Annotated in this window: 18 protein-coding genes and 4 tRNA genes; 10 read left to right on the forward strand and 12 right to left on the reverse strand. The window is 44.8% G+C overall.

The window, feature by feature from the left end:
* Window positions 1-246: 246 nt before the first annotated feature.
* The 8 genes from CEQ32_RS06995 (at window position 247) to atcC (ending at window position 3,771) form a co-directional block, all read left to right on the forward strand.
* Window positions 247-323 (forward strand) — tRNA-Met (locus CEQ32_RS06995).
* Between the two features lie 37 nt (window positions 324-360).
* Window positions 361-437: transfer RNA gene (locus CEQ32_RS07000), tRNA-Met, on the forward strand.
* A 146-nt stretch (window positions 438-583) separates the two neighbouring features.
* Window positions 584-660: transfer RNA gene (locus CEQ32_RS07005), tRNA-Met, on the forward strand.
* A gap of 47 nt (window positions 661-707) precedes the next feature.
* A tRNA-Met gene (locus CEQ32_RS07010) sits at window positions 708-784 on the forward strand.
* Between the two features lie 411 nt (window positions 785-1,195).
* Complete coding sequence (locus tag CEQ32_RS07015; protein ID WP_037417359.1) at window positions 1,196-1,480, forward strand: J domain-containing protein; 285 nt, start codon at window positions 1,196-1,198, stop codon at window positions 1,478-1,480.
* 92 nt (window positions 1,481-1,572) lie between these two features.
* Window positions 1,573-2,106: a cold adaptation protein AtcA gene (gene atcA / locus CEQ32_RS07020; RefSeq protein WP_037430976.1), complete on the forward strand. Its 534-nt coding sequence runs from the start codon at window positions 1,573-1,575 to the stop codon at window positions 2,104-2,106.
* Window positions 2,106-2,864, forward strand: a complete 759-nt coding sequence (gene atcB, locus CEQ32_RS07025; RefSeq protein WP_055646743.1) for a cold adaptation protein AtcB — start codon at window positions 2,106-2,108, stop codon at window positions 2,862-2,864. Before atcA ends, atcB begins: the two co-directional genes overlap by 1 nt.
* Window positions 2,865-2,874: 10 nt before the next feature.
* Window positions 2,875-3,771 (forward strand): cold adaptation protein AtcC, encoded by an 897-nt coding sequence (gene atcC / locus CEQ32_RS07030; protein WP_055646744.1) that lies wholly within the window; start codon window positions 2,875-2,877, stop codon window positions 3,769-3,771.
* Window positions 3,772-3,829: 58 nt separating this feature from the next.
* Here the strand turns inward: atcC and CEQ32_RS07035 are convergent, their stop codons facing one another.
* From CEQ32_RS07035 to CEQ32_RS07055, 5 genes are all read right to left on the reverse strand, one after another.
* On the reverse strand, window positions 3,830-4,258 hold the full coding sequence (locus CEQ32_RS07035; protein WP_088585754.1) for a DUF6678 family protein: 429 nt from the start codon (window positions 4,256-4,258) through the stop codon (window positions 3,830-3,832).
* A 222-nt stretch (window positions 4,259-4,480) separates the two neighbouring features.
* Entirely contained in the window at window positions 4,481-7,327 is a 2,847-nt protein-coding gene (locus CEQ32_RS07040; RefSeq protein ID WP_088585755.1) for an ExeM/NucH family extracellular endonuclease, read from the reverse strand.
* A 236-nt stretch (window positions 7,328-7,563) separates the two neighbouring features.
* Window positions 7,564-8,079: a GDYXXLXY domain-containing protein gene (locus tag CEQ32_RS07045; protein WP_047536158.1), complete on the reverse strand. Its 516-nt coding sequence runs from the start codon at window positions 8,077-8,079 to the stop codon at window positions 7,564-7,566.
* A complete protein-coding gene (locus tag CEQ32_RS07050; protein ID WP_047536161.1) occupies window positions 8,079-9,203 on the reverse strand; it encodes a DUF4401 domain-containing protein in 1,125 nt (374 codons plus the stop codon). Before CEQ32_RS07050 ends, CEQ32_RS07045 begins: the two co-directional genes overlap by 1 nt.
* A complete protein-coding gene (locus CEQ32_RS07055) occupies window positions 9,196-10,254 on the reverse strand; it encodes a DUF2157 domain-containing protein (protein ID WP_088585756.1) in 1,059 nt (352 codons plus the stop codon). Before CEQ32_RS07055 ends, CEQ32_RS07050 begins: the two co-directional genes overlap by 8 nt.
* Window positions 10,255-10,386: 132 nt before the next feature.
* On the opposite strand from CEQ32_RS07055, the gene CEQ32_RS07060 reads away from it, so the two are divergent.
* Window positions 10,387-11,211 (forward strand): transporter substrate-binding domain-containing protein, encoded by an 825-nt coding sequence (locus tag CEQ32_RS07060; protein WP_037417302.1) that lies wholly within the window; start codon window positions 10,387-10,389, stop codon window positions 11,209-11,211.
* A gap of 94 nt (window positions 11,212-11,305) precedes the next feature.
* Here CEQ32_RS07060 and CEQ32_RS07065 read toward each other — a convergent pair whose 3' ends face one another.
* From CEQ32_RS07065 to CEQ32_RS07090, 6 genes are all read right to left on the reverse strand, one after another.
* Entirely contained in the window at window positions 11,306-11,692 is a 387-nt protein-coding gene (locus tag CEQ32_RS07065; protein ID WP_037417299.1) for a hypothetical protein, read from the reverse strand.
* 195 nt (window positions 11,693-11,887) lie between these two features.
* Window positions 11,888-12,274: a ribonuclease E inhibitor RraB gene (locus CEQ32_RS07070; RefSeq protein WP_037417296.1), complete on the reverse strand. Its 387-nt coding sequence runs from the start codon at window positions 12,272-12,274 to the stop codon at window positions 11,888-11,890.
* A gap of 22 nt (window positions 12,275-12,296) precedes the next feature.
* Window positions 12,297-12,527, reverse strand: a complete 231-nt coding sequence (locus CEQ32_RS07075) for an RNA-binding S4 domain-containing protein (protein ID WP_037417290.1) — start codon at window positions 12,525-12,527, stop codon at window positions 12,297-12,299.
* A 70-nt stretch (window positions 12,528-12,597) separates the two neighbouring features.
* Entirely contained in the window at window positions 12,598-13,134 is a 537-nt protein-coding gene (locus CEQ32_RS07080) for a GNAT family N-acetyltransferase (RefSeq protein WP_037417287.1), read from the reverse strand.
* A gap of 74 nt (window positions 13,135-13,208) precedes the next feature.
* Complete coding sequence (locus CEQ32_RS07085) at window positions 13,209-13,487, reverse strand: peptidylprolyl isomerase (RefSeq protein WP_011623210.1); 279 nt, start codon at window positions 13,485-13,487, stop codon at window positions 13,209-13,211.
* Between the two features lie 179 nt (window positions 13,488-13,666).
* Window positions 13,667-15,496, reverse strand: a complete 1,830-nt coding sequence (locus CEQ32_RS07090; RefSeq protein WP_069454736.1) for a DUF885 domain-containing protein — start codon at window positions 15,494-15,496, stop codon at window positions 13,667-13,669.
* Between the two features lie 80 nt (window positions 15,497-15,576).
* On the opposite strand from CEQ32_RS07090, the gene CEQ32_RS07095 reads away from it, so the two are divergent.
* The gene (locus CEQ32_RS07095; protein ID WP_037428125.1) at window positions 15,577-16,086 is read left to right on the forward strand and encodes a diguanylate cyclase domain-containing protein; all 510 of its coding nucleotides are present in this window, start codon (window positions 15,577-15,579) and stop codon (window positions 16,084-16,086) included.
* Between the two features lie 51 nt (window positions 16,087-16,137).
* Here the strand turns inward: CEQ32_RS07095 and CEQ32_RS07100 are convergent, their stop codons facing one another.
* The gene (locus CEQ32_RS07100) at window positions 16,138-17,385 is read right to left on the reverse strand and encodes a tetratricopeptide repeat protein (RefSeq protein ID WP_037428127.1); all 1,248 of its coding nucleotides are present in this window, start codon (window positions 17,383-17,385) and stop codon (window positions 16,138-16,140) included.

Here is a 17,385-nt window from a genome sequence, read left to right on the forward strand (position 1 = left end):
TACGCAGTCAAAATCAAACCGACATTATACCTGCGAAGCCACATAAAAGATAAACAGTTATTAGCCAAAACTCGATTTAGTCAGGTAGTTAATCCACATTTAACCCATTAAAATCCGATATCACGGTCAATACTGGGTAAATTCCCCGCACTACGCTTTATATTTAAGCATTCGTCCGCTTTTTTAGAATTCCTCCTTGCAATGCCACAGCGCTGCCGTTATAGTCTGCCCCGCTTTGAAGACGGACGCGGGATGGAGCAGCATGGTAGCTCGTCGGGCTCATAACCCGAAGGTCGTTGGTTCAAATCCAGCTCCCGCAACCATTTAAAGCAAATATAAGTAATACAGATAGATATCGGACGCGGGATGGAGCAGCATGGTAGCTCGTCGGGCTCATAACCCGAAGGTCGTCGGTTCAAATCCGGCTCCCGCAACCAATTTAGATGTATACGTTTATAAAAAGAAACAGCTCGTCGGGCTCAACTCTTTATAAACAACGGCAAAGGTCGTCGGTTCAAATCCGGCTCCCGCAACCAATTCTAAGATGACAGAATTAAAACATTTATCAGCAGCGTTACTCGGACGCGGGATGGAGCAGCATGGTAGCTCGTCGGGCTCATAACCCGAAGGTCGTCGGTTCAAATCCGGCTCCCGCAACCAATTCTAAGATGACAGAATTAAAACAGTGATCAACAGCGTTAATCGGACGCGGGATGGAGCAGCATGGTAGCTCGTCGGGCTCATAACCCGAAGGTCGTTGGTTCAAATCCAGCTCCCGCAACCAATTTAACAATGATAACGACCAGACCAGCATCAGCTGGTTTTTTTGTGTCCGATATTTATCGTACTGAGTTTGGCTTGATTTACTTGAATCGTTTATCGAGTTTCTTTCGTTACATACTGAAATGACTTACAAAAACAGAGCCGTTAACTCGCAGAAAATATCGCTGTGTTAGCTGATACTTGTACCTACTGCGCCTTAGCCACCTATTACCGTTTGTCTTTGCAGTTGCAGATCTTCACAAACCCCAGTTTAGTATTCACTTTTCCCTCTAAATGCAGCCATAGTCGTTTGCCGCCCAACACGCATTTCTGCTATGATCCGTCGCTGACTAATCATAATTCCACAAATTGGCAGATAATCAGCACTCAAGCTTTATCTTGCGATACCAATCCATCGCCTGCAGGTACAAATATGATTAACCACTTTAGTGTGCTTGGTATCAAACCTAGCGCCAAAGAAGACGACATTAAAAAAGCCTATCGTCGGCTCTCAAACAAGTATCATCCTGATAAGTTGTTAGGTGCCTCTGATGACGAAAAAGAGCAAGCGTCACAGCAACTTGAACGCGTCAAAAAAGCGTATGAAGTCTTGTCCGATCCGAAGCTTAGAAATGCGTTTATCCGAGATTTCAACAATGTGATAGTGACGGATCCGAATGGCGCAATGCGTGAATTATGGGATCAGTTCTACCCTTAATATTTTATTTTTAGCGCCGAATTAACGAGCGGTTAAATCCGCACTTTCTACGCCGAATAAATTATTTCTGCGCTTTATTTCGAGACAAGCCCATGGCCAAAAAACTGAATATCTCACGCATTAATGAGCTTAAGACCAATGCCTACGACAATATCGAGTCCTATGATGACCCGGATACCCCCAAGGCACTGGAACAATTTACCAGTCAAATCAAAAAAGTATTACAAGCCGATCCTAAAATGCTCGAGTCGGTACCCGAGTATTTGCCGGTTGCACTGTATGGCCGAGTCAAATTTCCAAGTGATGCCAAGCTCAAATGGGCCCATTGGATCAATACGGCAACGCAACCTGAGTGGGATGAGTTTAAGGTCACAATCGGCTTTAACAATGCCGATTTGCCATTAGTGCTAGCAGTGCGCGCTTACTCAGAGGATTTACTGATTGAAAGCTGCGCCGTGCTGTACTTATTGGAAAACCAAGGCAAAAGTACGCCAGCCCCTAAACGCAGTGCTGACGATGATTTTGAAGACGAAGACAGTGATTACGCCGACTATTCCGATGACGATGATGATGACGGCGAAGAGGAAGATGGCTATTACGATCAGTACGATGATGAGGACCGCTAATGAACACCAGTCTCATTGAGATAACCGTTGCCGAGATTAAAGAGCTCGCCGATGTCGAGCCAAAACAGGCCAGTAAACGTTTCGAACTCATCGCCACCACAATGAACGATGAGCAATTAGTCGAAGTCATTGAAAAAATGGATATTGTGACACTGACGCAAATCAACAGTCACCACGATATCTCCTGCCCGTCAATTATGTCGGAGCTGATGACACCTGAGCAAATTCGCGACATCGTCTGTCAGCAACCTTTGTATTGGGAAGAAAAAATCAAAAATAATGCCGAAGAACTCATTCAGCATACCTTTGATTTTTTAACTTATTTAATTCGTATTCAAGATAGCGAAGAAAAACAAACCGCTATTTTAGAGTGCATTGCCGAAGATCCCGCCGGCCTCTTCTATCTGTCTATCCCTTTTATCGAGATGATGCTGGGCGAACGCCACGACGATGAAGACCACTTCAACGATTATTATGACGATGAAGAAGATACTGATACCGTCGGCTATGACAACCGCGTCGCCAGCGAAGAAGCCCATAGCTTAAGCCTAGATGACCCACGTAGTCTGATGGCATTAATCCATGAACTGGCACCCGATGTAGAAAAAGCCATTAAAAACCTGCTGCGTAACGAAAGCTCTGGCTGGGAAATAATCATTAACAAATTCGTTAATGAATTAGTTATCCAAGCCAAAGAGAAAAACCAAGTCACGGACGAATACGCAGAAGTGGATGATATGTTTAGCTTTTTAGATTAAGGATTCCTAGATGCAACTGGTACTGCGTGATTTAGACCAAGGCCCATACCTGAGCAAGGTGTTGGCTAAAGGCCAAGCAGACAACACCCTTAGCGGTGAGCAGCTCGCACAAATCAAATCTAAAGCCATTTTGATGAGCCTCAAATTGGCAGATAAGTTCTACAACAAGTACAAGATGCACTTACTGGAACAAGCGGCGCACGATGTGATTGGCGTCGTTAGTCTCGGGTTAATGGAACTATCGAATAAAGATCAACAACAGGCATTGCGTTTATTGCTCACCAGCGACGGCGTGGTCAAATGCTTCCAAAAGGGCTGGAGCATGCTCAGCGTGGTGAGCAAACATAAGCTAGTCAATGGCAAATCACTCTATGGTGATGTGGATAAATTCCTACTGGAACAAGTCTCTACGCCGCCTGACGCCGAAGAGTGGCTTGGATATGAGGCCTATCAGGATGCATTGGTCGAGCACCAACGTCAGCAATCGATTGCGGCGCTAATGGCGCAGTTTTATGCCCAAACCAGCTACGATCCTTTGGATTTCTTAAATCTAGAGAGCGTATTGGCCGAAGCCGTGCTGTATCGGATGTTGTTTGATAATGCCAAAGTCAGACAAGATTTGAAAAAGCGCATTGCCAAAATCAGCTTGCAGGACGAATGGTTTAGCCTTGAGTATATCGAGCAGCAAACCCAAAAAGCCTTGGCGGAACTCCCCGCGGAGCTGGCCGAGACTATCGGTAAAGATTTGGGGAAAAACTTTGCGCCAGCATTGCTGCGAACACTGCATTTTGCAAAAAGCTACCGTGAGCTGCTGCTCAATGACGCCTCACCTGAGCGTTTAGAAAGATTCGAGCATAAAGAAGGACTCGTCGGTCTACTCGGCTGGCCACTTTATATCGTGCTGTAATCCTTAGCGGGGCGCTAATCAATTAGCGCCCCGTTTTTTATCTGTCGTCTGAATTTGCTTACGCTTCCTTTATCGTCTCGCCACCAGCCGCAATAACAAATACAGGCATAGTTGCATCGGGGCGTAGATAGCCCCAAATCCTGATCCCTTGAGCTTCTTTACTGTAGGGAAGCCGATACTTATGCAGTTGCGCCTCAATATAATCTGTAAAATCCGTGGTCTTTTCCGGCAGCAATCTGCCGCGGTGCTCTCTGTTCAGCGGATCAATTTCAAGCCACTCAATCCTCTCGCAAATAGCGAGTAACTCGTCCCACCACACTGGCGTAAAACCTGGGGTTGGCCCTTCATCCTCCAGCAGCTTATAACGCACATGGGGCACAAACTCTGGTGCCTCATGGAGTGCCTGCTCAAGCTTACGCCATTTAGTAAGGTTCATCACTGAGGTTAATTGATACTGATTGAGGTACGCCAAGGTGTCTGCATTCATTGCGATGAGTGTGCTCCCTGTGAGTAAAAATCCATAAGTGGCGTCATCTTAGCTTAAGCGAGGATGTACTTACAGCGACTTAGCTTGAATTTCAAGCACGCTATAGTCCGTTAATATAGCCAGTTAATATAGTCAATTAAGTAAGTGATGAATTAAGTAAGTGAATCAAAGTAAAAAGCCTGCAACAGCAGGCTTTTGATATTTAAAGAAAGAGGCTAACGCTTAACGGTATGTCAGTGTTGTCGTATCCGTTAATTTATCATTGTCTTTAACGGTTAATTCGACGGTATGCTCTCCGCGGCGCGCCAGACGCAGTACTACAGGACCATTGGCGCGGGTGCCATTATCAAACTTCCACTTATGCTGCTTAATAACCCCATCGGTGTCATAGCTAGTCGAAATAAACATATCGACCAGCCATAGATTGATGCGCTGAATTTGGGCAACGGGTGGTTTCTTCACATTTTCAACCACCACTGACACCATTTGCGAGCTGCTATGGCTTAAGCCGTCATTGTCCGTTACGGTTAACGTCACTAGATAATCACCACTTTGCGCATAAGTGTGTGATACCGCCTCTCCAATACCTTGACTATTATCGCCAAAGTCCCACTCAATAGAGACAATTTGGCCGTCGCTATCAATGGAGGTTGAAGTCAGTTGCACACTCGCACCATTCACAAGCTGAGTGAAGCTGGCTTCAGGAGCTACGTTTTCCGCTTCGAGCAGGAGTGAAATCACCACAGGATCATGGTCAGATGATCGATAAGCATCACTAGCGTACAAGTCTTGCACCTGCGCAGGGGTCTTAAACTCTTCGTTGTAATCTAACACACGTGGCTCGTCGGTATTGATATGCCACTCAGTCACATCTAGGACTTTATCCACTAACGCAGCATTCGCGAGCGCATGGTCTAACTGTCCCGATTCACCCGAGAATACATAGGAATAAGGATTAGCTTTTTCAAGTTTGGCGAACAACTCACTAAAGCCAGCGTTAGCCAATGCCATCAGCGGGTCTTCCTTGGCGTAGGAGTTTAAGTCACCAATCAGCAGTACACCTTGCTCAGGATACTGCGCGGCAATCCACTGCCCTGCCGCCGTTGCTGCACGACTACGGGTAATATTGCAGTTGCCTTGACCATCGTTCATATCTGGATCGCCAGCACACTCACTGCCTTTAGATTTCAAGTGATTAACAGCAACCACCACGCTTTCCTCACTGCCGTTTAGCGCGAAGGCTTGAGTCAACATAGGGCGATTTTTGCTGTCGTCGAACAGCGGCTGCGCGGCGTCATCTAAGGGAGAGTTAGCGCTTGATAAAATACGCGCATCCCCCTGAGGGCTCACTTTGTCACTGCGATAAATTAAACCGACGGTAATCGCATCCGTACCTATCGCACTTAAGCTGCTGCCATTGACCTTTGGAATAACATAAGCATAGCGATTTTCACCCACGGCGGCATTGAGGCCCGCCACGAGATCGGCAATCGCCGAGTTGGCGCCAAAGCCATCGTTCTCGATTTCCATCAGACCAAACACATCGGCACTGATCCCCACCATAGCGCTGACAATCTTCGCTTTTTGACGCTCAAACTCACTCAAGGTATTGGCACCACGCGCAGTCGGGAAACCACCGCCCTGTCCATCGCCATTAAAGTAGTTCAGTACGTTAAAGCTGGCGACTTTCAGGTTGCCGCCTTCGGCAAGCACTGGTGATTGTGGGCGAGGATTTTCCGCTACAAAATTAACGGGCTCAGTCGGCATAATGCGATAAAGATTAAAGCCATAGTGCATAACACCAGTAAGGCTCGTGGCTTTATCACCCACACGCACAGTGTTCGATGCGCTTAAACCTGGCGCAGGGAAAATAACCGGTTCAGGGTTCTGCGCCGTTAAGCCATCGTCGAGTAAAATACTGTCTTTGAGATTGGCCGCCGTGACGGCTAAAGCATCGGCACCTGGCGCAGCGACTTGTGTCCCAATAAAGTGACGGCTGCTACCGAGTGAAATTTCACCATAGCGGCCCAAATTGTAGACTTCGTTCACGACCAGATCTTGGCTAAAGCGTACGCGCATGCCTTCAAAGGGCTCAAAATCATCGCTTGAGTTGACGGGTAAAGTTACTACCGCGGCACTCGGCAAAGCTTGTCCTGCAACGCAAAGTTTATGATCGGCAACGGTAGTCAGTTCCGTTAAGCCTTGATATTCAGTGACTTTAGCCTTTAAGCGTACACGGTCGCCCGCCACGTAACCCATAGGCGCATTACCGGTATAAACAAACACCCCTTCAGAAGTTTGTGGATCGTTATCGGCTTCGTTGTCGGCCATTTGCACGAAGATGCCCTTTAGGCCAGCTTCTTGGTTACTCACCACAATGGCTTCTACCACTAAGGTTTGTCCGTTTAACGGACTGACATTGGTCGAACCTTGCAGAGCATGGATAGGCGTTGAGGCTTCACCACAGGCTAATGAACTCGGTGGCGGCTCAACAGGATCGGTAGGTGTGCCTGCACTGAACTTACCCAAATCCGAGATATCGTCTTTGGCAAAACCTAACCATGTATTAAAGGTGACAGCATCATCAATAATAGGATCGGCGATTAACTGATCGGGATTGCGGCGTAGCGTGTTGTCCTGGGTCGATAAATCACCACTGCCCCATTCACTGCCTGGATCGACACCCACTTGGCCTAAGCTATCAATCACTTGGTCTTGATAGGTCAGCACAATGGCATCATCACCATTGAAAAAACTCGCGCTGCTTTGTTGATTCGTCACCGCCAGAATATCGGCCGATGCGTCGTTATCAGCGACAACATAAGTTGCCCCTGCCGCTAAGGTGCCATTCAGGGTGATAGTCGTGCCCACATTTGTGCTGCCATTAAAATAGAAGCGCAATTGATACTGGCTTAAGTCGATGCTGTTGGCGGTTGGGTTGTACAGCTCAATGGCTTTGTTATTGCCGCTGCCTTCAACATATTCAGAAATAATTAGATTATCGGCAGCATGAGCAACGCCACAGATGCTACTGATGGCTAACGCCAACAGCGTTTTGTTATTAAACATAATGACCCCTAAAAGTATCTTTTATATTGATATTTGAGTTTATGATTGACCATTTTACGAAGCATTCAGCTTCGAAAACTGACGATACTATAGGGAACAAAGGTTACAAATTAGTTGCACTTAAGTTGCAACTTAAGATGGATATTTAGGCAACGATTTAGCGGATTGTACTAGGAAAAATAGCGAAGATGGCGAGCCTAACTCACCATCTTGTTAACATCCATTACGGTTTCCCGTTATAGCGGTTGCAGCTGCTCATCGAGCAGCGTCACCAACAACAACTCTCCCCGTTCGCTGACTCTAAACTCGCCGTATTTGGCTTGGCTGAAGTGGTCAGCTTGGCCCTCTTCAAAGAAAAAACTATTTGAGGCCAGCTTTACCCTATGATTGCGCAGGCGAAAATCTACCGTGAGTTGATCGGCGGCTTTGGGCTGGTCACGGTAAATACCGACAAAGTGCGCCACTTTTTGCGAATCGAGAGTCAACAGTAGTTGCCCCTGCGTCATCCCCTCAGGCAACGCGGCGCGTACCTCCTGTGCAATGGCATATTCCAAGGCCATATAATCCCCCTGCATAATCGAGCGAGGATCCACTGGCGCTAAGGCAAAACGCACCACTTTGCCATCTTGCAATAACTGCTCAAACTGGGCGATTCGCCAATTCACCATCGTCAGCAAGACCACCACAGTAACAACAACCAATAATAGGACTCTTCGGTGGCTGTTCGCTAAACACAACATAGCCGTCCCCATTACACATGCTCCTCTAACTCAGCTTGTGCGTCTGAGATAGGAAAGTAACGCCACATCACTAATCTCGCGGCAAGCAGTAACAATCCTAATCCCATCAAATACAGCGACTTAAGCATCAGCGTTGTCTCTAATGAATAATAATAACCACCAGCAAAAACCAACCCTGAAGCAATACCCATTCCCTTCAACCAAGACTCATTTGCATAGTGCCCCAACAATATAAGCCACACAGCTGTCGATAAACCCTGCATGGGTAAAGACAGTGCAGTAATCAGCACTAGGCCTAAAAACGCAAACAACCCACTGGGGGCGATGAGTGAGATTTGCCATTGGTTAAACAGACTAACGAGTAGGAAACCACAAAGAGTAAATACTACGAGTAAATGACTAACTGCCATTCCCGACTGCCAACCGGATATAAATAACGCCTCGAAGATCCTATCCATACTGAAGACATGTATTAGTTGAATGGAGAGCAAAAGTGAAGCAGCACCATAGACCAACATCCTCGCCCTCTGATAGTGATATCCTGTGCGATGGATATTTAATAGCACCACACTCAGTAACGACACCAGCAAAGTCGGTGTTAAGTTGAGTAAATGCCACTCAGCCAACAGCCCCGTCAAACAGGCTAATAAACAGAATGCAAATACCCATTGAGCAACCTTGTGTTTTATCATGCCCCAAAGCAACAGAAACAAAGCGGCCATACTCAGATACCAAGCAAGATTAAAGGTATCGCCGAGCAAATCAAACAGTCCCCAAGCAAGGGCAAGCGTACCGCTTAAACATGAGGCAAAGGCAAATTGCTGTAAAAAGTGCTGTTGGCGCCCGCCCCAATACAAGGCGAGTCCTAAGCCTAAATAGATACAACCGATAAACAGAGCGGCTCCCCCTTCGAATCGCCCCCATACACTATCGAAAAGTGACGCCATAAAGCCCAATAAAAACCAGGCGGCAATCCAAGCTGCAAAGGCTTGCATCAACGCAATATACCAAGGTATTTCATGGGATTGGGGCCGTTCTGGTGCGTTCACTTCGCCCTTTGCATACAAACTATTCCAAAGCGTTTGCGCCGCTGAAGCACCAGGATCTTGAGTCGAATCAGTGAGGGGGTTATTCATGACTCAGCTCCTCTCCTACGAGGGATATTGGCGTCATTTCGGCGCTAAATTGCCGTTGTAATCGTACTAACACAGTACTCAAGCCGGTACTTGCCAAAATAATATAAAGCCCAATCAATAAAAAGCCGCCTATAGGATCGCTATTCTTAAACAGCAGTTCGGTTAATAGCACAGCACCCACACCAATCAAACTAAAACCGCCCAAAGCCAACGGATAAATCTGTAATAATCTGTGCCTGAACCACCAGAATCCCAATAACAAATGAATAAAGTAACCAGCCCACACACCTACAAGTAGTGGCTTAGAATCACTGGGTTCAAAAATCATCCAACAGAGCAATAAGGTAAAACAGCCCATGGCCACAAGTGAACTCGCATACTGCATAAGTGGTGCATGCCAGCGATTGCGCTGGCTTTTTCCCATAAAAACAAAAACATAATAGATAGTCAGATTAATTGCCGCAAAGACAAATAACCAAATCTGTTCATCCAAAAGGTAGGATGCGGTATCAGCAAAGAGTCCAAGGCTTAAATTAACTAACCCGAGTAATAACAACCATAAGCCATCAAAACCTGCCACCCAAGCTAAGGGGATAATGGCTAATGCCCACAACGCAAATAGCTGCCAAGGATCCGCTCCCGTTTGATAGGTCTGGCCCACCAAGGCTAAAAGTCCACCAATTAACATACTCACCACTAACAGTGCCACGTTTGCAAGCGTGGCACCAAAAAGATGATGATGGGCATCAACTTGCCTCAACATGCTGCGGTAATACAGCCAAACAAAGCACACAAGGCTAATCAATAGCACGGCTTCAATCAGGGCAAATTTGCTTATTCTGTCTAGGGACTGCCAATTGTAAGCAAAAAAGAAAATAATCCCCGTCACTAGGCTTAACGCCCCCGCCCACTGAAGCAAAAGGGATAATAACCGCTGCCAACTGAGAGAGTTGGGCGACACCAATACGCTGCGAAACAACTCATTTGCCTGCGCCCGAGTAATATGTCCTTGCTCCAGCCACTCATAAACTTGAGAAGTAAGATTGCGCAATATGAAACTTCCTTATTTTTGATACTGACTCACACAAAATACGCATTTAACCAACTTAAGTGCAATAATTAATTGTATTAACTTGTCTCTGTTAAAGATAAGCTTAAGACTTCACGATAAACAGGATAACTTATGCGACTAGCTGTATTACTGAATTTACTATTAGGCCTAGTGTTGAATTTATTCAGTGTTGCAACTGCAGGTCCCCTTTCTCCCGCTCAGACAAAAACCGTTATTCGTGTTGGGGGCTATCAATTTGCTCCCTATGTCAATTTACAGAGCGATGGCCGTTATACAGGCTTAACGCTTGATCTCATCAACGCCCTCAACCAAATTCAGCAAGAAATCAGCTTTGAATTTGTCTCCACCAGCATAGAGCATAGATATAAAGCCTATGCAGCTGGAAGATTCGATATGATCATGTTTGAAAATCCACGCTGGGGGTGGGAAAAACTTAATACAGCATTTATCCCCCTACATATCCATGATGGCGAAGTCTTTATCGCCTTGAAGGAAAAAGTAAAAGATCCTCAGTTTTTTGCTCTGTTCAAAGAGCGAACGCTAGCATTAGTTAAAGGCTACCACTATCGCTTTGCCAACTTCGAAACCGATCCTGCAGTGCTTGAAAAAAACTACAAGGTCGTTTTTGTAAACAGCAATAAAGCATCCATTGAAACCGTGCTTCGAAAGCGCGCAGAAATTGCCCCAGTGACAATTTCCTACCTCAATTTTTACCTCGCTTCAAATCCGCAAGATCAACAACTCTATGTATCAAATCAATGGGATCAACATTATTATCATGGCGTGTTAATCAATCCACATTCGAAACTACACCCAGATAAACTCAACCTTTGGTTACAGCAATTGCAGCAAAATGGCAAACTCACAGAGCTCGTGCGCCAATATGGATTAGAGCTCGCCAGCGAACACAATAGCGCAGGACAAATCACACACTAAGATGTATTGACAGCAATTTAGTGAGCACTATGGTGCCTAAAAGACAATATTAAATCTCAAACCCTCAGTGCGAACTCGATATTGATAAAACGGATTAGTGCAATGCTCCCAACAAGGTAAATAATGATACCAACAACAGGCTCAATGCCATGATATATAAACTAAACCTCTTGTCGGGTTGACCAAGTTTGGCGATATGACAATGCCAAATAGCAAAAATACCGTAATTTAAACCGATAAATAGTAATAAACTGTAGGCATACATACGAGGAACGACACCTAGCGCGCAAGCAAATAAGCTGAGGCTCGTTGTGATGAAAAAGCCCATTTGGCAATAGAATAAACTAAGTAACACTTGCTTATTCAATTGAGCAATATTGGCTCCCTGAAGCATGGCTATAATCTGTAATCTTCCTTGCGATAGGTAATAAATACAAATCATCAAGCTCAATAACGCCGCCACCAATATAGTTAACTGCATAATATTTCCCCTCCTCTGATGCTCTTCAAGAATTGAGAATAGTGCATCTGATTGCGTTAACTGTAAGACCAGCTTAAGCCTAGTTACATTTCGTAATGGGTATGAGATGGATTTAAATCGAGTCGCAGGAATATTATTTAGAGACAAAAATAAAGGAGCCTTATGGCTCCTTTATCATTGATAATATGGCATAAATCAGTGATGACAATGTTCATCATGAACGTGATCATCGTCCATAAACTCATCATCGCCGTCTTGGTGTTGCATCACACCCCAACCATCGGTCATGCCGCCAAACTCGGCCGCAAAATCATTGAGAATGGTTTCTTGCTCAACCAAGTCATCGTAGTCTGGCACCATGTTGATGCATACGATGATTTCCCACTTGCCTAGCTCATCATTCAAATTCAGCTCAACTTCACCTTCGAGATCCGAATTGGCTAATTCTTCAAGTGCAGTTTCAGCATCACGCTGATCATCAAAAACTAAAAAGAAATCAACATCGAGGGCTTTAGTAAGGTCAATTCCGGCTTCAGCCATTGCGGCCAGCATTTTGCCATTATCGTCGTCTGGAAATTGCATATCCTACTCCACAGTATCAGGCTTATTCAGCCGCAATGATTTGAACCGATTCACCGTTAAAACTGACAATATCACCCGCAACGACTTTTTTACGTTTGCGGGTTTCTACTTCGCCATTGACGGTAACCAAACCTTCATCAATAACATGCTTCGCTTCGCCACCGGCATTCGACATACCTTGTACCTTTAATACTTTGTACAATTCAATAAAATCTTCGCCGGGATGCAAAACTAACTGATTAATTTGCGTCACTTAAATACGCCTCAAAAAATAAACCTGCGGCATTATAGCAGCATGTCCATTGCGATGCAGATAATTTAACTTATCTTTGCCTTTCATCGGCGAGCAGGCCATAGGCGCATTCATCTAGCCACTCATCGCCTATCTTAAAATGCTGCCTAAATACGCCTTCGAGTTGAAAACCACATTTTTCCATCACTCGTGCCGAACCTATATTGTCTTTGGCGCAGTATCCGACGAATTTATGTATTGATAAGCTCAAACAGGCCCAATCGATGACAGCTTGCAAACTCTCAGTGGCATAGCCTTTGCCTTGTCCCGCGTGCGCCAGCAAATAACCGACCTCAGCACGTTGTTCCTCCACACTTTGGCAATGAAGACCGGTTAAACCGATAAACTCGCAAGTATCAAGGGTTTCAATCACCAGCGTAAGCCAATTGCCAGAGGTATAGTCCCAGGTGACTGAGCGCTGCTCAAACTTTTGCCAGATCACTTCGGGAGCTTCAGGAATACGCACGTAGCGATTGATGTCAGGATCTTGGTGTAATGCCAAAAAGTGTGGCCAATCCTGCTCTTGTAAACTGCGAAGTCTTAATCTGTCGGTATAGAGTTCAAGCATAGCGGCTCCCCAATGAATGGACGAACTAAAAAAAATGGCAGCCAAACGCTGCCATTGTCTCGGCAAGAAGACGATTAACCGCGGCTGGTGACTTCGAGTAAGTGGTAACCAAACTGGGTTTTAACTGGACCTTGAACCACGTTTAATGGCGCACTAAATACCACTTCATCAAACTCACGCACCATCATGCCTGGGCCGAATGAACCTAATTCACCACCTTGAGCGCCCGATGGGCATGAAGAATGAGCGCGCGCGATTTGCGCAAAATCAGCACCGTCGAGGATCTGTTGTTTAAGTGCTTGGCACTGCTCTTCACTGCTGACTAACAAATGTCTTGCTGTAGCCTGAACCATGATAAAACTCCCTGAATAATGCTGAGACATTTGCCCCAAATATCATATGGTTCCCGTTTTTATGACTGAAAACGAGATGTGAATGTTGAGTATAAAAACATTATGTTTAATTAAAAAGCTTTAAACCGCATCGTTATCAATTTTGTTATCGATAACGGCGCTACATAATCGACTCCGTGTTAAGCCTTAGTCGCCGCTATCCAGCGATCAATTTTCTGTTCCATCACCGCCATAGGTAGTGAGCCAGAAGTCAGAATCTGATCATGGAAAGCCTTAAGATCAAACTTATCACCTAGGGCTTTTTCAGCACGCTCACGTAGGGCAAGAATTTTTAGTTGACCCACTTTATAAGACAATGCTTGGCCAGGAATTGCCATATAACGTTCAACCTCGGCAATAATATCCGACTCGGCCATGGGCGAATTGTCCTTCATGTATTGAATCGCTTGTTCGCGACTCCAGCCTTTGGCATGTAATCCCGTATCCACCACCAAACGCATCGCACGCAGCATTTCGTCTGAAAGCTTACCAAAGTACTGATAAGGGTCGCTAAAGAGCCCCATTTCGATGCCTAAGTATTCAGCATACAGCGCCCAGCCCTCTTCAAACGCAGTATAACCGCTGAAGCGTTGAAACTCAGGTACACCCGTTAACTCTTGCTTAATGGCGATTTGGAAATGGTGACCAGGTGCCGCTTCATGCAGTGACAGTGTCGTCATGCCCCATTTCGGCTGAGCTTTCAAGTTGTAGGTGTTGATATAAAACACCCCTGGACGGCTCCCATCTACAGCTGGTGATTCATAGGATGCGCCCGCAGCCGATTGCTCTCTAAAGCTTTCAACCGGTTTAACCACATAGTCGGCCTTTGGCATTACATTAAAATACTGTGGCAATACTTGGTTAATCTTATCTTTCAACACCATATAACCATCGATTAAGCCTTGGCGATCGCCATAGAAGTATTGTGGCTCAGACGATAAAGAGGCAAAAAAAGCTTTTAAGTCACCTTTAAAACCCACTTGCTCACGGACTTTGTCCATCTCAGAAAGGATTCGTGCGACCTCATTAAGACCAATTTGATGAATTTCATCCACTGGCATGGTTGTGGTGGTATGAGAATTGGCTAAATGCTGATACCAAGCTTTACCATTTGGTAGACCAGACCAACCATCCGTTGCACGGGACTTAGGTAAGTAAGTCTGCTTGAAGTAATCACGCAGTCCCGTTAATGCAGGCACTAAACGCTCATTAATCATCGCTTGATAACTTGCTGTTAGCTCCGCTTTATCTTGATCCGAAAACCCTTCTGGGAAGTGATTAATCGGTGAATAGAAAATACTTTGGCTGGCATCGGTCGTCAGCATAGCATCTAACTGTGGAATAATACGCTCTACCAGCACTCGAGGAAGTACAACCTTACTTGCAATCCCCTCATCCATACGCTGTTGAGCAAGCTGGATCCACTGAATAAAACCATTCACACGCTGTTCCCAATTGCGGTAATCTTGAACGGTATTAAAAGGCTGAGCACTTTCACCACTTCCTAGCTGCACCATAGTTATAACAGTACTGTAAAACTGGCTGATAGGCATAAAGCGTGACGGATAGGTTTCATCGACTAACGCTATTTCACGATCATAAACAAACAACGAATAACTTAATTGCAAATCCGCTGGTAATTGCTCAACATCAATAGCCTTAACTTGTGCTAGATAGCGGGTATTTAGATCGTGTCGAGCCTTAAGATACTCTTCAGTTAAATCACCACCAAACTGCGCATTGTAGTCGTTAACACCCACAAAAGTGGCGTAAATAGGCTCGAGCTTCAAGTAGTCTTTAAAATAGGCATCGACGAGTGCAACATAACGCGACTCAGCCGTTTGGGTTTCTGCTTCAGTCGCTGGGGCCTGCGTTGCCCCTTCCTGTGTAACAACTGTTGATTCAGGCTTTGAGCATCCCTGTAGGGTTAGCACTAAGGCTATCGTTCCGGCAACTACATTTAATTTCATTTTTTATATTTCTCCTTTTACGTCCGAGATAGCCAGACTCTTCCTATACTTACTGAAAAGTCTACTTACGGGATTATTCTATGATCTACTCATTTCGTAACTCAGGTTTTAGAGATCCAGAAACAGGGGTTTACAACCAAACTTATTTCATGGAAGTCTTTAACCGAGAATGGCATAGGCATATACGAGAACAGCAAAGCTTGGCGCTATTGTATCTGTGCCCTCACATTCATGAAACCGTTAAACAACCGCATTTACTCGAATTTTTTACTAAACAAGTACAAGAAGCACTGCTAAGAGCAACAGATTTAATTGCTAGATTAGACCACAATCATTTTGCCTTAGGATTATTCAATATTGATGAAGCTGGTACCGAAGTTGTTCTTAATCGCATAGCAGATCATATTCAAGAATTTAATCAAGAGTTTGGCAAAACTCATAAGCTAAAAATTGACTACAAACTCGCAGCTTGCCTTTGCTTACCGACTCAAGAACAAAAAATTGAATCTATATTCAATAATGTTTCCAAACTTTCACAAGAGCTTGAACGTAAACAACAGCAATCCCAGGCATTAGTAAAGCTTCAATAAACAAAAAGCCCCTTTCGGGGCTTTCTAGATCTACCTAGCAAATTAGATGAATTACAGTTCGACGTTATGCATACGAGCTTTCTCTTTGATGTAAGAGATATAGCTGTTTGCACTCTTCTCTGTCTTCTTATCTTTCGCAGCTAATACAGCACGATTATAAGCAGACTTATACTGTTTCAAACTAAGATGAGCTAAAGCCAGCTCGAAGTTTGCTTCACCGGGATGTTCAATACCTAAAGAGATTGCTTTTTCAAGCACTGGAATCGCTTCATTATATTTCTCACCCAAGCTCAGTAAACGACCTTGCTTCAGATAAAGCTTACCATCATTGCTGATTGCAGCAGCTTTACCATAAAAGTCAGCGGCTTCTTTAAACTCTTTCGCATTTTGGTAAAAACCAGCCAAAATCTCATAAGATTTAGCATCTTGTGTGATTAAGCCCGACTTCATATGCTTCTCAAAAACTTTCGCTGCTTGGTATGGCGCCCCCTTCTGAGCCATCAGCTGAGCTAAACGAGTAATGTTAGCTCCAGTTTCTAAGAAACCATTACGATATGCCAAGTCATAAGTCGCTAGCGCTTTATCATAGTCTTCAACCATTAGATAAAATTGTGCGAGCTGAACCCATAATCTGCCGTCATCCGGAAATAACGGTACCATGACTTCTAACACACCAACGGCTTTCTTATATTGCTTCTGGTTAAAGTAAGACGTTAACTTCATCTGATACAGACCTTTATCAGGTGACTCAGCAAGTGAAAGGCCTTTATCAGCCACTTCAATTACTTTATCCCACTGCTTAAGTTCTGTATATGCAATACCAATGCGACGGTACATCTGAGAATCAGTCTTACAGGTGAAATCCATCCATTTGTAATAGTATGGAATCGCTTCCTTAAACTTTTTCTCTTGTAACAACAAATCAGCATAAAGGCGCAATGTTGCAGCATGATCGGTACCACCTAAAATATCAGCTTCAACGGCTTGTTTTAGGTACTTGATCGCAGTATCCATCTTGCCTTTTTCGGCATAGAAGTTACCGAGCATACGCGCGACATAGGCTTTATCGAAATCATTCTTTGGGTTTGCTTCTAACAGAATGGCAATCGCTTCGTCAACTTGACCATTCGTATAAGCTTCAAAGGATTTCTGCACCTTTTTCGCAGCACTTTCACCTACCGCTTTAGATTGACGTTTATCAACTTCACACTTTTCAGCTGCAATAGCAGAAGAAACTGATAACGCACCACCACAAAGGGAAAGTAATAACGCAACTGCGATTTTATTAGCATTACGCAT

The sequence above is a fragment of the Shewanella sp. FDAARGOS_354 genome, assembly GCF_002209245.2.
GTDB classification, from domain to species: domain Bacteria; phylum Pseudomonadota; class Gammaproteobacteria; order Enterobacterales; family Shewanellaceae; genus Shewanella; species Shewanella xiamenensis.

Coding starts and splice junctions, on each gene's coding strand:
- CEQ32_RS07095 (WP_037428125.1), top strand. CDS start 15,577: ATGATCTACTCATTTCGTAACTCAGGTTTTAGAGATCCAGAAACAGGG.
- CEQ32_RS07090 (WP_069454736.1), bottom strand. CDS start 15,496: ATGAAATTAAATGTAGTTGCCGGAACGATAGCCTTAGTGCTAACCCTA.
- CEQ32_RS07035 (WP_088585754.1), bottom strand. CDS start 4,258: ATGAATGCAGACACCTTGGCGTACCTCAATCAGTATCAATTAACCTCA.
- CEQ32_RS07045 (WP_047536158.1), bottom strand. CDS start 8,079: ATGGGGACGGCTATGTTGTGTTTAGCGAACAGCCACCGAAGAGTCCTA.
- atcA (WP_037430976.1), top strand. CDS start 1,573: ATGGCCAAAAAACTGAATATCTCACGCATTAATGAGCTTAAGACCAAT.
- CEQ32_RS07040 (WP_088585755.1), bottom strand. CDS start 7,327: ATGTTTAATAACAAAACGCTGTTGGCGTTAGCCATCAGTAGCATCTGT.
- CEQ32_RS07050 (WP_047536161.1), bottom strand. CDS start 9,203: ATGAATAACCCCCTCACTGATTCGACTCAAGATCCTGGTGCTTCAGCG.
- atcC (WP_055646744.1), top strand. CDS start 2,875: ATGCAACTGGTACTGCGTGATTTAGACCAAGGCCCATACCTGAGCAAG.
- CEQ32_RS07085 (WP_011623210.1), bottom strand. CDS start 13,487: ATGGTTCAGGCTACAGCAAGACATTTGTTAGTCAGCAGTGAAGAGCAG.
- CEQ32_RS07070 (WP_037417296.1), bottom strand. CDS start 12,274: ATGCAATTTCCAGACGACGATAATGGCAAAATGCTGGCCGCAATGGCT.
- atcB (WP_055646743.1), top strand. CDS start 2,106: ATGAACACCAGTCTCATTGAGATAACCGTTGCCGAGATTAAAGAGCTC.
- CEQ32_RS07065 (WP_037417299.1), bottom strand. CDS start 11,692: ATGCAGTTAACTATATTGGTGGCGGCGTTATTGAGCTTGATGATTTGT.
- CEQ32_RS07100 (WP_037428127.1), bottom strand. CDS start 17,385: ATGCGTAATGCTAATAAAATCGCAGTTGCGTTATTACTTTCCCTTTGT.
- CEQ32_RS07015 (WP_037417359.1), top strand. CDS start 1,196: ATGATTAACCACTTTAGTGTGCTTGGTATCAAACCTAGCGCCAAAGAA.
- CEQ32_RS07080 (WP_037417287.1), bottom strand. CDS start 13,134: ATGCTTGAACTCTATACCGACAGATTAAGACTTCGCAGTTTACAAGAG.
- CEQ32_RS07060 (WP_037417302.1), top strand. CDS start 10,387: ATGCGACTAGCTGTATTACTGAATTTACTATTAGGCCTAGTGTTGAAT.